21 protein-coding genes are annotated in these 18,526 nt (G+C 51.0%); 11 read left to right on the forward strand and 10 right to left on the reverse strand.

Translation table 11 applies throughout. From position 1 onward, the window contains the following. Positions 1 to 20 precede the first annotated feature (20 nt). The 3 genes from AC1DWB_RS14710 to AC1DWB_RS14720 are packed head-to-tail and all read right to left on the reverse strand — an operon-like array spanning position 21 to position 3,177. Complete coding sequence (locus tag AC1DWB_RS14710) at positions 21 to 1,103, reverse strand: efflux RND transporter periplasmic adaptor subunit (RefSeq protein WP_477541822.1); 1,083 nt, start codon at positions 1,101 to 1,103, stop codon at positions 21 to 23. Positions 1,104 to 1,120: 17 nt separating this feature from the next. Further along, entirely contained in the window at positions 1,121 to 2,482 is a 1,362-nt protein-coding gene (locus tag AC1DWB_RS14715) for an ABC transporter permease (RefSeq protein ID WP_477541823.1), read from the reverse strand. Next, complete coding sequence (locus tag AC1DWB_RS14720; protein WP_477541824.1) at positions 2,479 to 3,177, reverse strand: ABC transporter ATP-binding protein; 699 nt, start codon at positions 3,175 to 3,177, stop codon at positions 2,479 to 2,481. Before AC1DWB_RS14720 ends, AC1DWB_RS14715 begins: the two co-directional genes overlap by 4 nt. Before the next feature lie 191 nt (positions 3,178 to 3,368). Between AC1DWB_RS14720 and AC1DWB_RS14725 the strand changes: the two genes are divergently transcribed. Genes AC1DWB_RS14725 through AC1DWB_RS14735 form a run of 3 tightly spaced genes read left to right on the forward strand, consistent with a single transcriptional unit; the run spans position 3,369 to position 4,678 of the window. Beyond that, entirely contained in the window at positions 3,369 to 4,067 is a 699-nt protein-coding gene (locus AC1DWB_RS14725) for a pirin family protein (protein ID WP_477541825.1), read from the forward strand. Between the two features lie 43 nt (positions 4,068 to 4,110). After that, positions 4,111 to 4,440, forward strand: coding sequence for a hypothetical protein (locus tag AC1DWB_RS14730; protein WP_477541826.1), 330 nt, complete (start codon positions 4,111 to 4,113; stop codon positions 4,438 to 4,440). Positions 4,441 to 4,453: 13 nt separating this feature from the next. Next, positions 4,454 to 4,678, forward strand: coding sequence for a hypothetical protein (locus AC1DWB_RS14735; RefSeq protein ID WP_477541827.1), 225 nt, complete (start codon positions 4,454 to 4,456; stop codon positions 4,676 to 4,678). Positions 4,679 to 4,699: 21 nt separating this feature from the next. On the opposite strand, the gene AC1DWB_RS14740 is transcribed toward AC1DWB_RS14735, so the two are convergent. Further along, positions 4,700 to 5,800 carry a lipocalin family protein gene (locus AC1DWB_RS14740; RefSeq protein WP_477541828.1) on the reverse strand — a complete coding sequence of 367 codons (1,101 nt, stop codon included), beginning with the start codon at positions 5,798 to 5,800 and terminating at the stop codon, positions 4,700 to 4,702. 100 nt (positions 5,801 to 5,900) lie between these two features. Beyond that, the gene (locus tag AC1DWB_RS14745) at positions 5,901 to 6,794 is read right to left on the reverse strand and encodes an AraC family transcriptional regulator (protein ID WP_477541829.1); all 894 of its coding nucleotides are present in this window, start codon (positions 6,792 to 6,794) and stop codon (positions 5,901 to 5,903) included. Positions 6,795 to 6,962: 168 nt separating this feature from the next. Here AC1DWB_RS14745 and AC1DWB_RS14750 point away from each other — a divergent pair, with 168 nt between their 5' ends. Further along, entirely contained in the window at positions 6,963 to 7,892 is a 930-nt protein-coding gene (locus AC1DWB_RS14750) for a phytanoyl-CoA dioxygenase family protein (RefSeq protein ID WP_477541830.1), read from the forward strand. Positions 7,893 to 7,951: 59 nt separating this feature from the next. Here AC1DWB_RS14750 and AC1DWB_RS14755 read toward each other — a convergent pair whose 3' ends face one another. Both AC1DWB_RS14755 and AC1DWB_RS14760 read right to left on the reverse strand, forming a co-directional pair. Continuing rightward, positions 7,952 to 8,152: a hypothetical protein gene (locus AC1DWB_RS14755; protein ID WP_477541831.1), complete on the reverse strand. Its 201-nt coding sequence runs from the start codon at positions 8,150 to 8,152 to the stop codon at positions 7,952 to 7,954. A gap of 30 nt (positions 8,153 to 8,182) precedes the next feature. Then, entirely contained in the window at positions 8,183 to 8,881 is a 699-nt protein-coding gene (locus AC1DWB_RS14760; RefSeq protein ID WP_477541832.1) for a hypothetical protein, read from the reverse strand. Positions 8,882 to 9,019: 138 nt separating this feature from the next. Between AC1DWB_RS14760 and AC1DWB_RS14765 the strand changes: the two genes are divergently transcribed. From AC1DWB_RS14765 to AC1DWB_RS14795, 7 genes are all read left to right on the forward strand, one after another. Then, a complete protein-coding gene (locus AC1DWB_RS14765; protein ID WP_477541833.1) occupies positions 9,020 to 9,895 on the forward strand; it encodes an RNA polymerase sigma-70 factor in 876 nt (291 codons plus the stop codon). Positions 9,896 to 9,992: 97 nt separating this feature from the next. Further along, entirely contained in the window at positions 9,993 to 10,448 is a 456-nt protein-coding gene (locus AC1DWB_RS14770) for a carboxymuconolactone decarboxylase family protein (protein ID WP_477541834.1), read from the forward strand. Between the two features lie 281 nt (positions 10,449 to 10,729). Next, entirely contained in the window at positions 10,730 to 11,632 is a 903-nt protein-coding gene (locus tag AC1DWB_RS14775; protein WP_477541835.1) for a LysR family transcriptional regulator, read from the forward strand. A 126-nt stretch (positions 11,633 to 11,758) separates the two neighbouring features. Then, positions 11,759 to 14,062 (forward strand): 5-methyltetrahydropteroyltriglutamate--homocysteine S-methyltransferase, encoded by a 2,304-nt coding sequence (metE, locus tag AC1DWB_RS14780; RefSeq protein ID WP_477541836.1) that lies wholly within the window; start codon positions 11,759 to 11,761, stop codon positions 14,060 to 14,062. Between the two features lie 195 nt (positions 14,063 to 14,257). Beyond that, a complete protein-coding gene (locus AC1DWB_RS14785) occupies positions 14,258 to 15,328 on the forward strand; it encodes an ankyrin repeat domain-containing protein (RefSeq protein WP_477541837.1) in 1,071 nt (356 codons plus the stop codon). Between the two features lie 273 nt (positions 15,329 to 15,601). Then, positions 15,602 to 16,420: a putative protein N(5)-glutamine methyltransferase gene (locus tag AC1DWB_RS14790; RefSeq protein WP_477541838.1), complete on the forward strand. Its 819-nt coding sequence runs from the start codon at positions 15,602 to 15,604 to the stop codon at positions 16,418 to 16,420. A 106-nt stretch (positions 16,421 to 16,526) separates the two neighbouring features. Beyond that, the gene (locus AC1DWB_RS14795) at positions 16,527 to 16,925 is read left to right on the forward strand and encodes a DUF6454 family protein (RefSeq protein WP_477541839.1); all 399 of its coding nucleotides are present in this window, start codon (positions 16,527 to 16,529) and stop codon (positions 16,923 to 16,925) included. A gap of 240 nt (positions 16,926 to 17,165) precedes the next feature. On the opposite strand, the gene AC1DWB_RS14800 is transcribed toward AC1DWB_RS14795, so the two are convergent. From AC1DWB_RS14800 to AC1DWB_RS14810, 3 genes are all read right to left on the reverse strand, one after another. Next, positions 17,166 to 17,564 (reverse strand): type II toxin-antitoxin system death-on-curing family toxin, encoded by a 399-nt coding sequence (locus tag AC1DWB_RS14800; RefSeq protein WP_477541840.1) that lies wholly within the window; start codon positions 17,562 to 17,564, stop codon positions 17,166 to 17,168. Beyond that, complete coding sequence (locus AC1DWB_RS14805; RefSeq protein WP_477541841.1) at positions 17,564 to 17,809, reverse strand: AbrB/MazE/SpoVT family DNA-binding domain-containing protein; 246 nt, start codon at positions 17,807 to 17,809, stop codon at positions 17,564 to 17,566. The genes AC1DWB_RS14800 and AC1DWB_RS14805 overlap by 1 nt, the downstream gene beginning before the upstream one ends. Before the next feature lie 107 nt (positions 17,810 to 17,916). Continuing rightward, positions 17,917 to 18,459 carry a hypothetical protein gene (locus AC1DWB_RS14810; protein WP_477541842.1) on the reverse strand — a complete coding sequence of 181 codons (543 nt, stop codon included), beginning with the start codon at positions 18,457 to 18,459 and terminating at the stop codon, positions 17,917 to 17,919. Positions 18,460 to 18,526 lie beyond the last annotated feature (67 nt).

Here is an 18,526-nt window from a genome sequence, read left to right on the forward strand (position 1 = left end):
CGGAGGTCGACGAGTATTTTCTATTGAAGCACGACGGAATCGTCGGCTTGCAGCCCTTCCAGAACTTCGGTCTTGTCTACAGTTTCGAGTCCGACCTTAATGGCTCGTCTCTGCACTCCTTGTTCTGTCTCCAACATGACGAACGTACCTTCCGTGTCGCGCTGCACCGCGATTGTCGGCACAGTCAGCACACCCTTCTTCGTATCGGTCACGATTGTCGCTGTCAGGCTGAGTCCGGCGATCAGGCTAGGATTCGTATCGAGCGAGATGACAATCTCGAACTGGGCCGCTGCTGTATCGTTGCTGGAAGCTTTCGGGAACTTGGCTACCTTCTCCACCTTGCCCGTGAGCTTCGTTTGCTTCAAGGCTTCGATGGTCACTTCTACTGGCATACCGGGTTGGATGCGGAACACATCGTATTCGCCAACCGACGTCGTCATCTGCAGCTTGGACACGTCTACGATCCGGCCTACGGCTTCGCCTTCCTTCAACAACTGCGGCTTCAAGCCGCCCGTTAACAGGAAGATGCCGGAGTCCGGCGCCGTCTGCTCGGCCTTGGCCAGCAGATTCTGCTTCGTCTCCAGGTCGGTAGCGGCCATCGAGCGATTCAACTGGTCCAGCTCGGCCTGTACTTCCTTGGTAGTCTTCTGTGCATACTGCTGGAACGCCTCGGTCTCCGAAGAGGCAATCACCGCTGAGGTCTTGGCTGTGACCGCTTGCTCCGCGTTCTTGAGCTTCGTCTCCAACTCCTGCTTGCGCAAATTGGTCGACTGCAGCTCAATCTCGCTGCGCAGTGCCTTGTCCTCCAGCTTGAACAGCGAATCGCCTTTGTTCACTTGCACCCCATCATTCACATTCCACTGTGTCACCTTCGCGCTGAAGGGGGCGTAGATGATCGACTCTTTTACATAGGATGATTTGCCCTTCACTTCGACACTGCTGGATAGGTCCTCCTTGGTTGCCTTGAACTTCAGGATGGAGCTAGGCCCTGCATTCGTCGAAGGCTGTTTACCTGGATGGCTGCTCATGTATAGAAAGCCGCTCACGGCCAAGAACACGACCCCCAGGAATACATACAACACTATCTTTCTCTTCTTCTTCATTATTTCTTGCTCCTTCGCTACTCTCGTTTGATCGCGGTCAGCGCGTCGGTTCTAGATGCCTTGATGGCTGGGAGGATGCCTGACAATATGCCGGTCAGCAGGGCAAAGAATAGACCGAGCGGTAGAATCCATAGACTAATGAACAAGATCTCCGGGTCTTGTCCAGGCCGGGTGCCGGATAGTTGGATGACGAGAATATTGATTCCCCAGATGACCCAATAGGCGATACAGATACCGGCTATACCTCCGAGTACACCGAGCAGCGCCGATTCGCAAACGAACATATTGCGAATTTGGCCGAGATTGGCACCGAGTACTTTCATGATGCCGATCTGACGGCGGCGTTGGTGTGTCGACATGGTCATGGCCACGACGATGGAGATGGAGGCAACGAACAAGATGAATAGTCCGGCCCCTCCGAATATGATCCGGACAATGGCGAATTCCTTGCTCAAGCTTTCCTGCTGGCTCAAGTTGGTCATCGTATTCAACTTTAGCAACTTAATGAGCTTCTCTGTATCGGCTACGGCGTTAACTGAATCGACCTTCACCTTGACCTGGCCGTAATCTTCATAGCTGGAATCCGCTTCCGATGACCGCAAGATGGATTGACGGTCTTGCCGCATCTGACTTGCGAGGGCGGGGCTTATGTAGGCTAATTTCTGAGAATAACGTACAGAGTCGTTGTCCATGCTGTCCGGACGTTTCACGATAGCGACAACCCGAACCGAATATTCGAACTTCTTGACCGTGCCGTCCACCTGCTGCACGGATTGAAGAAGCCGGAGCTGTTTCTTGTACAAGGGATACGAGATCGGTGGTGTCAGATCGCGAACGCTTCTCCCATCAGGCTGTATTCGCTGTCGGCTGTCGGTCTGTGTCGCTCGTGTATCTCTGAGATCGACGGTGGCAGGATAAGTCAGCACGATGGTATTAGCTTGATCGGATAAGGCGCCCTGCCCGAATTCCATGCCGAAGTCCGGTAATGTCTGAAGATCGGTTGCCACGATATTCAATCGACCAGATTTGGTATTATCCACGATAAATTCCATGCTGCCCAGTTCACTGTAGCCGGCAACCGACTTCACGTGGGGAAGCGTCCGAATCAGATTGATCTTCTGCTGTGAGATGCCGTACTCATTCACCGATCTGGATTGATCGGATGTTTGGCCGCCAGACTGATTCATGATCGTGATTTCGTCGGTTTTCAGGTAACGACTCATCTGCTGGGTGCTGTAATGTGTAATCGATTCGCCGAAGGCCAGCGCCACGACGATGGAGGCCGAACCAATGGCGATCCCCATGACGCATAATAAGGTGACGACCTTGCGCCGCCGGAGCTGATCCCAGCCGATGACCAGGTAATCGCGCAGTCTCATGAGTGGACACCTGCCTGCTCTTCTGCTTCGGCGTCCACTAGACGCCCGTCACGCAGTTGAATAATCCGCTTCGTTCGTCGAGCCACCTCATGTTCATGGGTGACGATGACGAAGGTAGTACCTTGGTTGACGTTAAGCTCGGTCAACAAGTCAATAATCTCCGCTTCCGTCTTCGTATCCAGATTCCCGGTCGGTTCGTCGGCGAACACGACAGCCGGGTCGGTAATAAGCGAGCGGGCAATACTGACACGCTGCTGCTGCCCCCCGGACAGCTGGGAGGGGAAAAGCTCAGTCTTCTCGGAGAGTCCGACTCGGGTGAGCAGGGAGGTGGCTTTCTCCTTCCGGACTTTCCCCTTCACACCCAGGAAGACGAGCGGCAGCTCGACGTTCTCACGTACGGTGAGATGGGGGATGAGCTCGTACGATTGGAAGATAAAGCCGATATGGGTACGCCGGAACACGGCCAGTTGATTCTCGCTCATCTTCTCGATAGCTTGTCCAGCGATGCGGATGCTGCCTCGCGTAGGCTTCATTAGGCCAGCCATCAGGTTGAGCAGTGTGGATTTGCCGGAACCGGAGCTGCCAAGCAAGGCGACCATCTCACCCGAATGGACTTGAAAATTGATTTCCGCAAGCACCACGGTCGACTCCGTTCCGTTCAGAAACGAGTGGGAAAGCTGTTGAACTTCAAGCACAAAACCCCTCCGTCTTTTAACACAGTCTATCTTCATCATAGCGGATGGTACTTAATAAAAAGTTTAGAATTCATGAAGATTTTCTTAAGTAGTACGTTGCGGAGCGGAGTTGGTTACAAGTTTGCCTTCTCCGACGGTGGATGCGATAATTTATTCAGAAGAAGTGCCAGCAGGCAAAGGAGGGGTTTAGGATGATACAAGTGTTTCCAGCGGAGTCCCGGTATGAGGTTAACCTGGGATGGCTGCTCAGCCGATTGAGCTTCTCGTTCGGCGAATATTTCGATGCGAACAACACGGCGTTCGGTGTGCTGCGGGTGTGCAATCACGATGAAGTCGGGCCCGGCAAGGGATTCGGCGCGCACCCACACAGTGATATGGAGATTGTGACCGTAGTGCTGAGCGGGGCGATCAAGCATGAGGACAACTTGGGCAATCGCGAGCTCACATCAGCGGGGGAAGTGCAGCGCATGACAGCTGGCTCCGGTATCATCCACGCCGAATACAACGTCTCGGAGACGGAGCCGGTGAAGATTCTGCAGCTGTGGTTCATGCCAGCAGAGCGAGGGCTTCCGCCTTCCTACGAGACACGCCGCTACGATCCAGCGAAGCTGAACAATGCCTGGTTGTCCGTCGTAGACCCTGTGGGTTCGGAGCAGTCGGCGAAGATTCATCAGGACATGACGATCTACCTCAGCCGTGTCGAGAAAGGTCAACAACTGGCGTTCACGCAAGCTGAAGGTCGGCGTATGTTCTTCTACGTCATCGAAGGCCAAGTAACGGCCAATGAGTCGCGGATGGGTGTAGGAGATACCGCACGGATTGAATCGTTAACGGAGTTAATCGTCACAGTGGAAGAAGACGCCTTCTTGATGCTGATCGATCTTCCTTAGGCTTGAAGCGGTATACCATAGCAATTATGCAGGAGGGATACAGATGAAGGAAGTCCTGTTGTTGAAGCACGCGGTCGGCGGACGAACGTTCTACCACACAGGGCAGCAGCCGCTGCCTTACCAGGTGACACCTGCTGGGCCAGGCTGGACGATCACACTCGACGCGCCGCTTGACGCCGACATGCAAGAGTTGCTCCAGTGGAAGCAGGAGTTGAATGTGTTCGTGTTCCAGGAGTTCGACGATCATACGACAAAGAAAATCTGGTTCTACGTAGACGGTGACCAAGTAAGTTATGATGTGGGGACGGGACAACTAACGATTCATGCTGCCTCCCGAATCGAATACGTACCGACCGAGTTTGAATACAGCTGAGGTGAGGGTGACCATGTCCAGAACGAAGACGGCCCATGTGTTGAAATTTGCCGACGGGCGTTATTTTATAGAAGAAGCGCCCTATTCCACCCCGCAGTTGGAGGGAGCGGAGATTTACTACAAGTATTTCGATCTGCTGGAAGCGCAGGCGCGAGCGCTCCGTCATACGGAGGAGAATGCTACGATCGTGCGCATTACATTCACCGTTGCGGATATTGCGGAGAGTGTGAACGGTTGACGGGTCAGGCAGATTCCTGCATTACTCACGTTGGCGCGCATACCCTACTAATTCGATAAAGCCTTTCCCTTTAACCGGCGTTCGGAAGCCTGGCGGGGAAAGGCTTTCTCCATTGAGCGTACAAGCTCCTTCCCAGATCGCTTGAAGCGGTCCGAGGATCTGCATTTCCTGATCGTGCAGAAGGGGAATGACGTGCAAATTCATCGACAATTCAGGGAGTTGGATCTGCCATTCCACGGGGTATGTAATCCCTGTAGTCGGGCTTCTCCAATAGCTGAGCGGGTGCAAGGCGACGTTCTTCGTTGTAGTGATAACGCTGTCCTTCCCAATGAGCTTGGCTATAGGGACGTCAGGCGTGCTGGAGCCCGTCGGGAGCCGCTGATTGATCAGAAGCTCGCGTCCATCCTCCAATTGCAGCCCGAACCAATTCCACCCTGACCCATGGAGCAGTCCATAGTCCCGCCCCCACTGATGATCAAACCACCCCTCGCCCAACAAGGTTTCCGTTACTCCAGACGATTGAAGTTGTCCGACTACTTGATTTCGAGACATCGAATAGTACTGGTGTCCATTCAACTCTCCACGTTCATCTATGATCGAAATGGGTTTTTCAGGGATGAATTGCAGGTTAAGGCGGGAGGATTCGTCATGAATATGGATATGGAAGTTCGGATGATCCTCCGAGAATACCCATTGTGACTGCCCATATTTCAGCCGGGTCGGGGAAGATTGGACAGAGGCTTGAGGCATTAATAGGTGGGGAGCCGGGATCGTTCCTTGAAGGAGAGTCTTATACTGCCTGTGGGCTTTCCAGTCTGTAGGATGGAGCATGAGATAGAGCGGGAGGTACAAGCTAACCATCTGGAAGACCAATGTTCGATCTATATACGAGCTTGATTCGGATTGTCCCTCATCCAGTCGATGGAGGGAATGGATCATATAGTGGCCTTTGGGGGCAGGCAATTCCCCGACCTGGAACCATGACGTCATCCAAGTATAACGGTTCCCACGGTCCCCTGTGAGAAACGCATAGCAATACCACCATTCCATATTCGAGTAAGGATGGTCGGCCTTATCTTGGGGAAAAGAGATCGAGCGTTGTTCGTTATTTTCGTCGTTCACAAGGTACACCCCCACTTTTTTGCTAACAAGATATGTGGGCGCGGGGAATGGCGGAACTTGGCTATGAGGGGATTATTATCAGAACAGGGCAATCGTAGACCTAATAAATCCTCGACCGATCCAGCTTCCCGTGTCCGGTCGTAAGGGCGGCGCAGAACTCCGTGAGGCTGTGGCCGGTTTTCTTCTTGAACATTTTACCGAATGAATGCACGTCCGCATAACCAACCCGATCGGCAATTTCGCTTATGCTGAGACCACTCTGGATCGCCAGTTCTTTGGCCGCTTTGACCCGGAGCCAGATCTGGTACTGCATCGGAGAGAGTCCGAACGTTTTGCGGAAGAGCGGGATGATATAGCTTCGACTAAGATTAGCGACTTTCTCCAATTCCTCGAACTGAATCTCGCGATTGAAGTGCTCCTGAATGAAATTTTTGATCAGAATCATCTTGGCCTTCCCTTGGTGCTGCTTGCCGGGAGGGGCTTGTTCGCGTTTCCACTTGGAGAGATCGGCCAGCACTTGCAGGAGCAAGCTCTGACACGTCATCTGGTTGTCCAACCCGGGCTGCTGGTAGTGGGTCACAAGTTGGGTCAGCATGCGGTCTACCGGATGGTCGGCGTAATTGCCGCAGTAGTGATCCTTGTCAAACAGGGCTTCGAATGGAAAGTCGCTGTCTCCGAAGTGGAACAAGAGTGAGATGCACACATAAGGCTTGCCCTCCAAGGTGTAGATAGAGTTCTGCTCATAGGGGCGGTGGACGACCACATCCCCCTTCACGGTTCGGTACGTCTGGCCGCTGATTTCATAATCGGCTTCCCCGGCAGCCACGTATTGCAACGCATAATGCTTCAAATAACGAACGGGCGCATGCCAGCCTTTAGGGGCGTTAAATGTATGGGCGAGCGTGATGTAAGGGGGGAAATAGTAGTCCTCCAAGTACTTGATCGAGTCCTGTGGAGATAACGAGATTAGGTCAACATCCCGGGGGTTCGACATTGCATCCAGCGCTCCTTCGTAGATCACCATATTTATTTTTAGTTTATCATAATATTGGATACCAAATCATACATTCCGTCTAACTACAGAAGCAAGCCGATCACGTACAATGAGGTCTATAGGGAGCGGTTCAACCGCTTTACGCTACTGGTTGAGAGAGGTGTTCTTATGGATCAGAAAGTCAGCTCTGTCGAAATTCCATACGTGGATGCGCAACAGCAGGACTGTATTACCGAGGAGCAGGCTCAGTTTTTTAAGGATAACGGGTTTCTTGTTCTACGCAATGTCATTGTAGGTGAAGAGCTCAAGCAAGTGCAAGCGGACATGATGGAGTTAACTGAGCTAGGGATGGCTGGCGTGGAGAATAATTCCGACTACATGTATGGCAAGGGTAGGAAGACGGGCGGCAATGTATTAAGACGGATCGAATATGTGATCGATAAAAAAGACCCAATGAAAACGCTGCTCGGCAATCCATTCATTCTTCGCTCCGTTGAGAAACTCCAAGGCCGTAATTTCATTCCTACATGGGATTCTATGGTGCTGAAAATGCCAAATGAAGGGATTATCGTACCTTGGCACCGGGATTCCGAAGTCCCGTATGGGGCGGTGGATCCGAAGCCAATCTTCAATGTGGATTTCTATATGGACGATGCCGATCTCAAATCTTGCTTATGGGTTATTCCTGGAAGCAACAAGTGGGACGAGGCCGCGGTGAAGGAGCGAATTCGTCGGGATGCTGATTTCGACACGTCGGACGCGATCCCGGTACCGCTTCGTGCAGGCGATGCCATCTTCCACGACATCACCGTGTTGCATGGATCGCCGGCTGGGGACGGGAACGCGCTGCGGCGGACCGTCTACTACGAGTTCCGAGAGTGTGAGACGGAGTTCAAGTATGGCCCCCACGTTCAAGCGTATATTCCGATCAAGCAGCAGATCTTGCTCGCCTGTATGGAGCGACGGCGAAACGACCCGGCCTTCAGCCATGAAACGCCGTTCGAATATCGTCCATACGGTCAATTCGAGGTTACTTCCGTGCAAGCGCCAGACACGTACCGCATCCCTCACGGGGAGTATTGGAGAAGCAAATCTTAATTTTTTACAGAGAAAGAAGCTTCCATCCCTGTTTTGGCGGGGTTAGGAGGCTTCTTTGTTTAATGGATATGGAATGGATCAAATTTGGTGATGAACCTAGGTGTGCCGGGCCGATGGAAATGTGCATGGAACTTCTGAATGGGTGTATGCTTAGGGTCAAGCCAATGGTAGTAGTAACGTTCAATTTCTCCATCACGGTCTACAGATTCGGAAATGAGCATATAAGAGTCATCACAAAAAATAATCGTTTTCCTTCTCACATACGGTGGTTGGTCGGGGTCGCGAACTGGCTACTCGGAATTCCTAGGGATATTCAATTTCTCCAGATAAAAGGTCCAAGTATGTGCGTCCATTTCTTCTTCCGGTGTCCACTGTCCAGCTCTTCCCCCAAGAGTCTCCTCATACAAACCGTTATATTTCTTCATATAGTACTCATTTTGTTCCTCAGCCACTTGCCGTTCACTCTTATCATGAGTATTCTCGGAACGTCCAGTTTCATACATCGCTGCAACTTCGCTAATCTGGTATTGTTTCCCATTAGGAGAAGTGAAGGTAGTGTCTGGTGAGAAGTATAGATTCTCCCTTTCATAGGAACGCGAGATGCCACCGAAACGTTTTTGCTGAACCCACTTATTAATTGTAGTCTGGGAAACCCCAAAAAACTTGGCTAAATGTTTGGTTGTATATCCCTTTAATTCAATTGGTGGAGGGTCAGGTTGTGCATGTGCAACTTGTACGGGATTTAATTTGCTGACCGAATACGCTTCATTCGCAGCATGATGAAGTAAATGAACCAGCTGGTTCCTGAATTCCACTCGGTTCTCAAAAATAGTTTCGTTCCAATCTCTAGATAGTGCGTCGCTGTTACGCATAGACAAGGTCAGCACTTTGAATAGCAGCATGCTGTACTTGTCATCCTGAATGATTCGATCAACGATCTCATCGGTATGGTCGGTAAACTCAGTATGTTCAAAATAAGTTAAGGCCATTGTTATCACCTCGTACCAAAAAATACGCACGACCCTTGTGAAAGTGAAAATATTACGAATCAATGATATGATTTGGGCGATGCTGTAACGCATTCGCGTGCCGATTACCAATCACTATCGAAAGGTTCGGATGCCAATATGAAACTAACAATTGATGCCATATACCGAGAATATCGTACCTTGCTTCTCTCCGTCGCTTACCGGATGACGGGATCAATGGCTGAGGCGGAAGACATCGTACAGGATCTATTTCTTACTCTGGCAGAGACAGAATGGTCCTCGATCCAGCACATGCGAGCGTACTTGCTCCGAAGTGTAACGAATCGTGCCCTGAATGTATTGAAATCGTCGAGACGCAAGCGCGAGATGTATGTGGGACCGTGGCTGCCGGAACCAGTAGCGGGGCTTGCTCAGGATGATCCGGAGAAGCAGGTGCTGCAGGCAGAGGATATGTCCTATGCTTTGCTGGTACTGCTGGAGCGGCTAACGCCTGATGAACGTGCGGCTTTCCTGTTGCGCGACGTGTTTGGATTGAGCTATACCGAAGTGGCCGAGGCCATGGAGAAGACGGAAGCGAATTGCCGCAAGCTGGTCAGTCGCGCCAAGTCGAAGCTCGGCCCGGACGAGCCGAGCCAGCTTCCGGCGAACCGCGATCATGCGAAGGTATGGGTGCGTTTGTTCAAGCGGGCCACGGAGACGGGACGATTCGGCGAGCTGCTGGAATTCATCCGAGAGGACGCAATCCTGCTGACGGATGGCGGCGGCAAAGTGCGGGCTGCAATTAATCCGATCGCCGGTTCCGCGAGAATCGCTGCTTTCTTCGAAGGAATTACGGCCAAGGGTGTGATGTCCGGAGAATGGAGGCAAGTGGATCTCGGCGGCGAGCCGGGGGTAGTCTTGATTATCGATGGCATCGTACGGAAGATACTGCATGTAGCCTGGGATGCGGCAGGGAATATTCGGGAAATATATATGGTCATGAACCCGGACAAACTGACTCGAGTCATTAGATAAATTTCAGTGGTCAATTTGTCACAGACTTACCTCATTAGTTGTCTAGTACATGAGCGTTAATCAAGACGCATCTAAGAATGGAAGGGGCATGTGCAACATGGAGCTAAGATTCAATCACCGTCAAGTGAACCCGGAGGTTTATCAGCTGATGCTGAAGTTCGAGCAATGGATCAGCCACAGTGAATTGGAGGCCGAGTTATACGAAATTATTAAGATTCGGGCTTCCCAAATCAACGGCTGCTCGTATTGCATCGATATGCACACAAGTGCGTTTCGCAAGATGGGAGACAACGACCAGAGGCTTGCGCTGATAAGCGTTTGGAAGGAGAGCCCTTGCTTCACTGCTCAGGAGAAGGCAGTGCTGGAGCTGACGGAGGCGATAACCCGCATCTCGGAGAACGGGGTACCCGATTCGCTGTACAACCGAGTGAGGGAGCATTTCAGCGAAAAGCAATACATGGAGTTGGTTGTAGCCATTAATACAATTAATTGCTGGAATCGGATTGCGATCTCGACGAACATGTTTCCGGGTTGTTTCGATATACATGACTAGCATATGGTTCAAATGGGGAAAGCCGCGATCACCGATCGAGGCTTTTCTTAACGATTCAGAATGATTAACTTCGCTGATTGTTCATCGTCTCTGTAAACGCACGGCGTCAAAGGACGCCGTTAGGCGATTATCCAATTCAGGGCAGGTTCGAAAGTTTAGAGTGATGAAATCACCTTAATATAATCATAAGCAACTCAAACGTAGCCCGCTCAGCACGATTCTTAATCCGCTAGTTACCGATCTGCTCTATACTAAAGAGAACGGTCGGAAGGAGGATTCCATTGACTCTACAACAATTAAAGTATGTGATAGAGGTTGCGAATCAAGGGTCTATCAATGAAGCGGCCAGGCGATTGTTTATTTCTCAGCCTAGTCTGTCCAATGCAATAAGGGAACTGGAAGAAGAGATGCAGATAGCGATATTCGAAAGGTCCAACAAAGGAATCTCACTCTCGAAAGAGGGGGTTGAATTTCTAAGCTACGCGAGACAAGTAGTCGAGCAGGCTGAATTGTTGGAGAGTCGCTACCTCAACGCCAAGCCGTCCCCCCAGCATTTCTCGGTTTCCACACAGCATTATGCCTTCGCGGTGAATGCCTTTGTGAATCTGGTGCAGGAGTATGGCCAGGAGGAGTACGAGTTTGCGTTGCGCGAGACCAAAACCTACGAAATCATCGAAGATGTCAAAAGCTTACGCAGCGAGATTGGGATTCTATATCGGAATGACTTCAATGGGAAAATCATCAACAAGCTGCTGAAAGCGGCAAACCTGCAATTTACCAGCTTATTTACGGCGAGACCGCATATTTTCATCAGCATTAGGAACCCGTTGGCCAAGCAATCCATCGTATCCATAGAGCAGCTCCAGCAGTATCCGTATCTTTCCTTCGATCAAGGGGAGTACAATTCCTTTCATTTCTCGGAAGAGATTCTCAGTACAATGTCCCATCGGAAAAGTATTCGTGTGAATGACCGCGCGACCCTGTTTAATTTGCTGATCGGGTTGAACGGGTATACCATTTCGACAGGCGTGCTGAGCGCGGATCTGAATGGCAATGAAATCATTCCAGTCCCACTTGATTATGAGGAAGTCATTAACGTCGGGTGGATCTCCCATCGGAATATATCGCTTTCCAAGCTCGGACTTGCCTACATCCAAGCGCTCGAGCAGATTTTATCCAAGTAACCTAGCTATATCCGCAGGCTATATCTAGCTATAGTTTATTCGATTTACGCTATAACCAACAATCCGTGATAACCTTTTTGTAAACAACCGCAAGTTGCGAAAATTTGACGTAGAGGTGTTTACAAAATGGTGAAAAGCAGTGTGTTGGGTTATCCGCGTATAGGTATGGACAGGGAATGGAAAAAAGCGCTCGAGGCGTTCTGGGCCGGGAAGATCGGCGAATCGGAGTTTCACCTTCAACTGCAGGACATCCGTTTGAATCATTTGCGTAAGCTGCAGGAGAAGGGCATCGACTTCATTCCGGTCCATGATTTCAGCTATTACGATCACATCTTGGATACAGCAACGATGTTCGGACTTGTTCCGAAGCGCTTTTCCTATGAGGGTGGCGTCGTACCGTTATCGGTCTATTATGGTATGGCTCGGGGGACGAAGGATGCTACGGCAAGCGAAATGACCAAATGGTTCAACACCAACTATCACTACATTGTACCGGAATTAGATGGGGCACAACCGGTGCTCACGGTGAATAGACCTCTGGAAGCTTACCGGGAGGCCAAGGAGAAGCTCGGGATTGAAGGCAGACCGGTTATCGTCGGACCGCTGACCTTCCTCAAGCTGGCGAAAGGATATGCTCCATCGGAGACCGATGTTTGGCTGGACCGATTGCTGCCGCTGTACGTACAGATTCTTCAAGAGTTGTCGGCAGAAGGTGTTGAATGGGTACAGATGGACGAACCTATTCTTGTCACGAAGTTAAGTGGGGCGGACGTGGAACGACTGAAGACCATCTATGAGACGTTTGCCGCAGCCGTGCCTAATATAAACATTATGCTGCAAACTTACTTTGAATCGGTGGAGCACTACAGCGACGTTGTGGCGCTGCCTGTTCAAGGAATAGGCCTTGATTTCGTGCATGGGTTCTCCGGTAATATGTCGTCGATCGAAGCGCTAGGGTTTCCGGCAGACAAGGTTCTAGGTGCAGGCATCATAGACGGCCGCGGCATCTGGAAGGCGCCGCTACGCGGTAGACTGGCGCTTCTGGATGAGCTTAGTGAGTATGTAAAGCCTGAGCGTATCATCGTCCAAACGTCATGCAGCTTGCTTCATGTTCCGGTATCGGTAGGTCAGGAGAAGAAGCTCGTGCCGGAGCTGAAGGGTGCTCTAGCCTTCGCTGACGAGAAGCTGGATGAGCTTGTCTTCCTAGCGCGAGCCTTCACCCAAGCTGGGGCTGAACTCTCAGGTGAACTTGCTGACAACGATCTTGCTCATGAGGCACTGAAGCTTTCAAGTGAGCGCAATCGCCATGACATTCAGCAGGCTGTAGCTGCTGTTAGCCATCAGAAGCTAGAACGGAATCGGCCCTTTGCTGAGCGCCATACGGCTCAGCAACAAAAGTGGCAATTGCCGATTTTTCCAACGACGACAATCGGTAGCTTCCCCCAATCTGCAGAGGTGCGTAAGTCTCGTCAACTGTGGCGCAAAGGGGAATGGAGCGATGACCAGTATGCCAACTTTATCCGCGAGCAAATTGATATCTGGATCAAGCTGCAGGAGGATGTCGGCCTGGATGTTCTCGTACACGGCGAATTCGAGCGGACAGACATGGTTGAGTTCTTCGGTGAGAAGCTGGCTGGCTTCGCGTTTACACAGAACGGATGGGTACAATCGTATGGTTCTCGCTGTGTGAAACCACCGGTTATTTATGGGGATGTGGCGTTCACGGGGGAGATGACGGTGGAAGAAACCAGGTATGCCCAGACGCGGACCGAACGCCCTGTGAAAGGGATGCTGACCGGACCGATTACGATCATGAATTGGTCGTTCGTCCGTGAAGACATCCCGCGTGAACAAATCGCATATCAGCTGGCCTACGCGCTTAGACAAGAAGTGGAGGCGCTAGAACAAGCGGGCATCGGCATGATCCAAGTCGACGAGCCTGCGGTCCGCGAAGGGCTGCCGCTCAGGGAAGAAGAGCAAGCCAGTTACTTGGAGTGGGCGGTCCAAGCATTCCGCATGGCTACTTGCACGGTGCAAGATACAACGCAAATTCACACGCATATGTGTTATTGCGAGTTCCACGATATGATTGATTCGATCTCCGCGATGGATGCTGATGTGATCTCGATCGAGACGTCTCGCAGTCATGGCGAGCTAATTCATAGCTTCGAGCTGAACACCTACGAGCTGGGCATCGGTCTGGGCGTATACGATATTCATAGTCCGCGTATCCCGAGCGTAGAGGAAATGACGAGTATGATCGAACGAGCCTTGCGTGTCCTGGATCCCAAGTTATTCTGGATCAATCCGGATTGCGGCTTGAAAACTCGCGGCTTCGAAGAAACGATTGCTTCCTTGCGCAACATGGTGGAGGCGACTCGGATCGCACGCGCGAATCATGGACCGGAAAAATTAGCTATACTCAAATAAACCCGCAAAAACGAGAACCGATCCATTGAGGGTCGGTTGTTTGCGCTGATCCAATTTTGGGCCTATTCCGGTAAATTGACTGTAGCCTCTCCGATTCGGACTGGATGATATGAAAATAAACAATTCAACCTTGAACTCTGAAGAAGTCGCAAATATGATTAAAATAAGAAGAACTGTCCGTAAGGAGATGCAATAATGCAAAATAACGAACGCATGCTAGAGGAAGCCGTGAAGATGGAGCTGATGGAAGCGGTTCGAGGTGGTGACTTTCACACGGTGAAGACGATCATTGGTAGGCAACCAGCGTTATTGCATATACCTGTGCCATACGCGGACAACGGAGGACCGCTGAGCTACTCTGCTCAATGCGACCATTTGGAGCTGGTCGAACTACTGGTACAGCTCGGTGCGAAAGATGTGCAACAAGCTCTTTCGAGAGCATGTATGAAAGCCAACCGTGCCGTCGCGGAATTTCTCGTGAAGCAAGGGGCTCATCCAAACGGCCTCTATTCAGACCATGCAACCCACTACGGACCCGTCATCTTGGCCACGTGCGAGGCGCTCAACCCGGACGGACTGCGATTGATCCTCGATTTGGGAGCGGACCCCAATGTGAAATACTTGACTTCTGAAGGCAAGGTGCATTCCCCTTTTGGCTTCCTACTCGGCGGTTACATGAGGCAACCCCAGAGAAAACACGCTTGCCTTCAGGTATTAAAGGACGCCGGTTGTGAATGGGAAGAGACGCCCATTACCGCTTTCCACCAAGGCCGGCTGGATTACTTGGAGCACTATTATCGCGAAAGCCCGGACCTGATTCATCGCCGATTGCAGGCGCAGGACTTGTATTCCCCCGACAAGGGCTTCAATGAAGCATCGGTGCTCGCACCGATTGAAGGTACGACCCTGCTGCACTTGGCTATGGAATACGATGAAATTGAGATTGCCCAGTGGTTGCTGGAATGCGGAGCCGACGTGAATGCTCGGGCGGACCGTTCCGCGAACCGAGGCAGCTCGGAGGGGCACACGCCGTTATTCCATGCTGTACTCGCCTGTGGTTCTCCGTCGGACAAGCGGACGCAATTCCTTCTTGACCGTGGCGCCGACCCCTCAATCCGAGCGACAATCCGTCATCCAGACAGTGGTTGGGCGGAGAGAGCCGGTCAGGTTTTCGAGAACGTAACCGCGCTAGATTACGCCTTGCAATTCGCGAATGCTCCCGAGTGGTGCAATCGCGACTCGATCAGATTGTTGGAGGCATTATAAGTCATAACTGGTATGGATTCGAACAGAGCAACATTAATTCTAGAAGCAAGTGATTAAGGACGAGACAATTTAATTACAACAGGCCACCGATTTTGAACGGTGGCCTGTTGCGTTAACGGATAAGATAGTTCCTTATAACGAATTTGTATCTGTCCAGCAAACTACGACGGGGATAAAATGATGTATATCAATTTTAACTTCTTATATGGAGACGTAGTAGTAACCCACAGTGATGATAAATAATCGTTCCGAAATGAGGGGGAATATGGATTCGTGAATGGTGATGACTTTCATGGAGATACCAGTTGTTCAGCCATCGTCACCACGCTTCGAGCCGCCGGTTGTGTTTTCGCCGAAGAGGAGACCGGGCTGCTCATATCCGCGGCAGGGACGCCGGCCGACCTCGCGCGCATGGTGGACCGGCGAGTCGCTGGTGTGCCTCTCGAGCACGTCATCGGCTGGGCGGAGTTCTGCGGTCTGCGGATAGCGGTGGACCCGGGAGTCTTCGTCCCTCGCTATCGTACCGAGTTTCTTGTCCGCCAGGCTATCACCCTCGCCCGGCCAAGAGCCGTAGTGGTGGACCTGTGTTGCGGTTCGGGCGCTTTGGGCGTCGCGCTGGCTTCTGATCTGGAACGGATCGAGCTGTACTCCGTCGACATCGACCCCGCTGCAGTGCGGTGTGCCCGTCGCAACGTTACTGCTGTCGGTGGTCACGTATACGAAGGTGATCTCTACGAGCCGCTGCCCGCTACGCTGCAGGGCCGCGTCGACGTCCTGATCGCTAACGCACCCTATGTGCCCACCGAGGCGATCAGGCTGCTACCCCCGGAGGCCCGCTTACATGAGGCACGGGTGGCGCTCGACGGGGGCACAGATGGGCTTGACGTCCAGCGACGGGTGGCAGCTGCGGCGCCAAACTGGCTGGTACCCGGCGGTCACCTGCTGATCGAGACTAGTGAGCGGCAGGCGCCGCAGACCGCCGAGATCTTGGCTCGCAACGGGCTGACTCCGCAGGCGGTCAGTTCCGAAGAACTGGACGCCACTGTGGTCATCGGAACCAGACCAGCTTTTTATAGCCGATTGGGTGGCTAGCCCTATCCATGCAGGTAGCTAAGCAATTTGTTAAACAGTAAGAGGTTTAATTATGATAGTATGGTCTGAGAAATAGGATATCATCTCGCGGAATAAGGTGATGACTGTGGAAGGACGAGGACATATAGACAACCGGGAGCTGATCGGTCAGTTCCAAGCTCTTAGTCGTGACACGAAATGGGAGCAAATCAATAAGATTGATCTGCAATTTAACAGCCAACACCCCCAAGGAATGGTTCGGATCGGGGACCTCTACTATATTTCCTCGGTTGAACTAGTCGAATATCCTGTGCTGTATGATCAGCCCGAACACGGTTATGACCGTACAGAAGGGAAGGGATTCGGCCACTTGTTTGTGTTCGACAAGCATGGGGAGCTTGTGAAGGATGTGCTGTTGGGTGAAGAAGGAATCTATCACCCAGGAGGTATTGATTTCGATGGTTCTACGCGAAAAGGACAATTCGAGTCACTTCGTAGATTATCAAGATGGTCATTATGTAGGTGAGGGGACCATGTTGTTGAGCGGGATAGCCGGTATGCCCAATCCTGCAGGTACTAATTCCAAGCCTAATGTGATCACCCGCAATCCAGTGTTCGTTGCGAGCGCAGGTAGGGAAATAAGGCTTTACGCAGTGCCGGATGATGATTACGGGTCTTTGCTGATATGGGAAACGAGCAATCTGAGCCGTAAGAAAAGATAGCCGACTGCATACTAATGAACTCTTCGGTCCTCGGAGAGTTCATTTTACTTCTGCTGTGAATGTAATCTGATTATTCCTACTAGTTCTTCAAAGCTGATCTTATGCTCAACCATATCAACGGTAAGATCCTCGGCTTGCTTATGCTCCATTCTAAAGCTCAAGCCATTATAATTCAGAAAAACAATAAGTGCAGTAAAGGCGGTTCGCTTATTCGCATTATGAAATGCGTGATTTTGCCCTAAGGATTCAAACAGGGCCGCGGCTTTTTCGAATAGTGTTGGGTAAGCATCGTCACCAAGAACAGTAGTTTGTGGACGAAACACTGCTGATTCTAGTAGGCTTTGGCTCTTGACTCCGATTTGTTCTCGAGGGCTGTATTTCTGAATTACAGCTAAGTTAATTGCGACCACCTCTGGTACAGAGAGAAAACGGATCGGTTTCATTATCTATCCTTTAATCCCTTCAACGTTTCATCATACTCACTCATTACTTCCGCAAGTGTATCCAAAAAGTCGACACTGATTCCCGGCGGCAAAGATACTTTTTGAATCTTTTTAATTACGATTTCTCCTTCACTTTCATGTACATCAACACGAACGGTATCTCCTACATCTAGGCCAACCTGTTTTAAAGCCTCAGTCATAGTAATTCCAAGGCTATTTCCGAATTTTGACACTTTGCGTTCCATATTTATCACCCTGCTCATTGTATTCTCCTATTAGCATTAATGTTCAACTGTTATAACAATTATACATGATTACGGAGAAAATTAAACACAGGTTTGATATTCACTCTTCACTTGCCAGAAACTTTCCTGGGAAACACGAAGTAACTGATCGTAATGACCAGATCGATGCCCAACACGACCGACCAGAGCTGGATGACTCCGTTCATAGACTCTGTCCTGGAAGCATCCTGAATCAGATAGATCGTACCCGCCAGTAACCCTGCGCCGATCAAATAAGCCACAAGATGTTTGACCCATCCTTTCGCATAATGCTTGGCATGATCAAGTCCAACCCGTCTAACCGGTTTGGAACCTTGCTTGGTCACGTAATATTGGAATCGCTCATCTGCCCACTGGATCATACCTTTGCCAAAGGCTAGAGAGACGCCGATGTAGACTGCAGCAATCGCGTGCGCCGTCGTTGCAGTAGCCCCTCGCCATAAATCCACACTAGTCGTAACGAATAAGATCAGGTCCACAACCGGGGTTAGCATAAGCAGAACGAGCCCCAGTCTACGGAGCTTGAACACATATCGGGCCGTCAAGCCTGTACCAATCACGATCCAGAATGCAAGTTCACAAGCAACGATCATCCATGCCACCAAGTTCACGCCTCAGTCCTCCTTTTCGAGCTGCATTAAGTTTTACTAATCGTAGCATGTTTATTTTGGTGATACA

This window comes from Paenibacillus sp. P4_E11 (genome assembly GCF_056401635.1).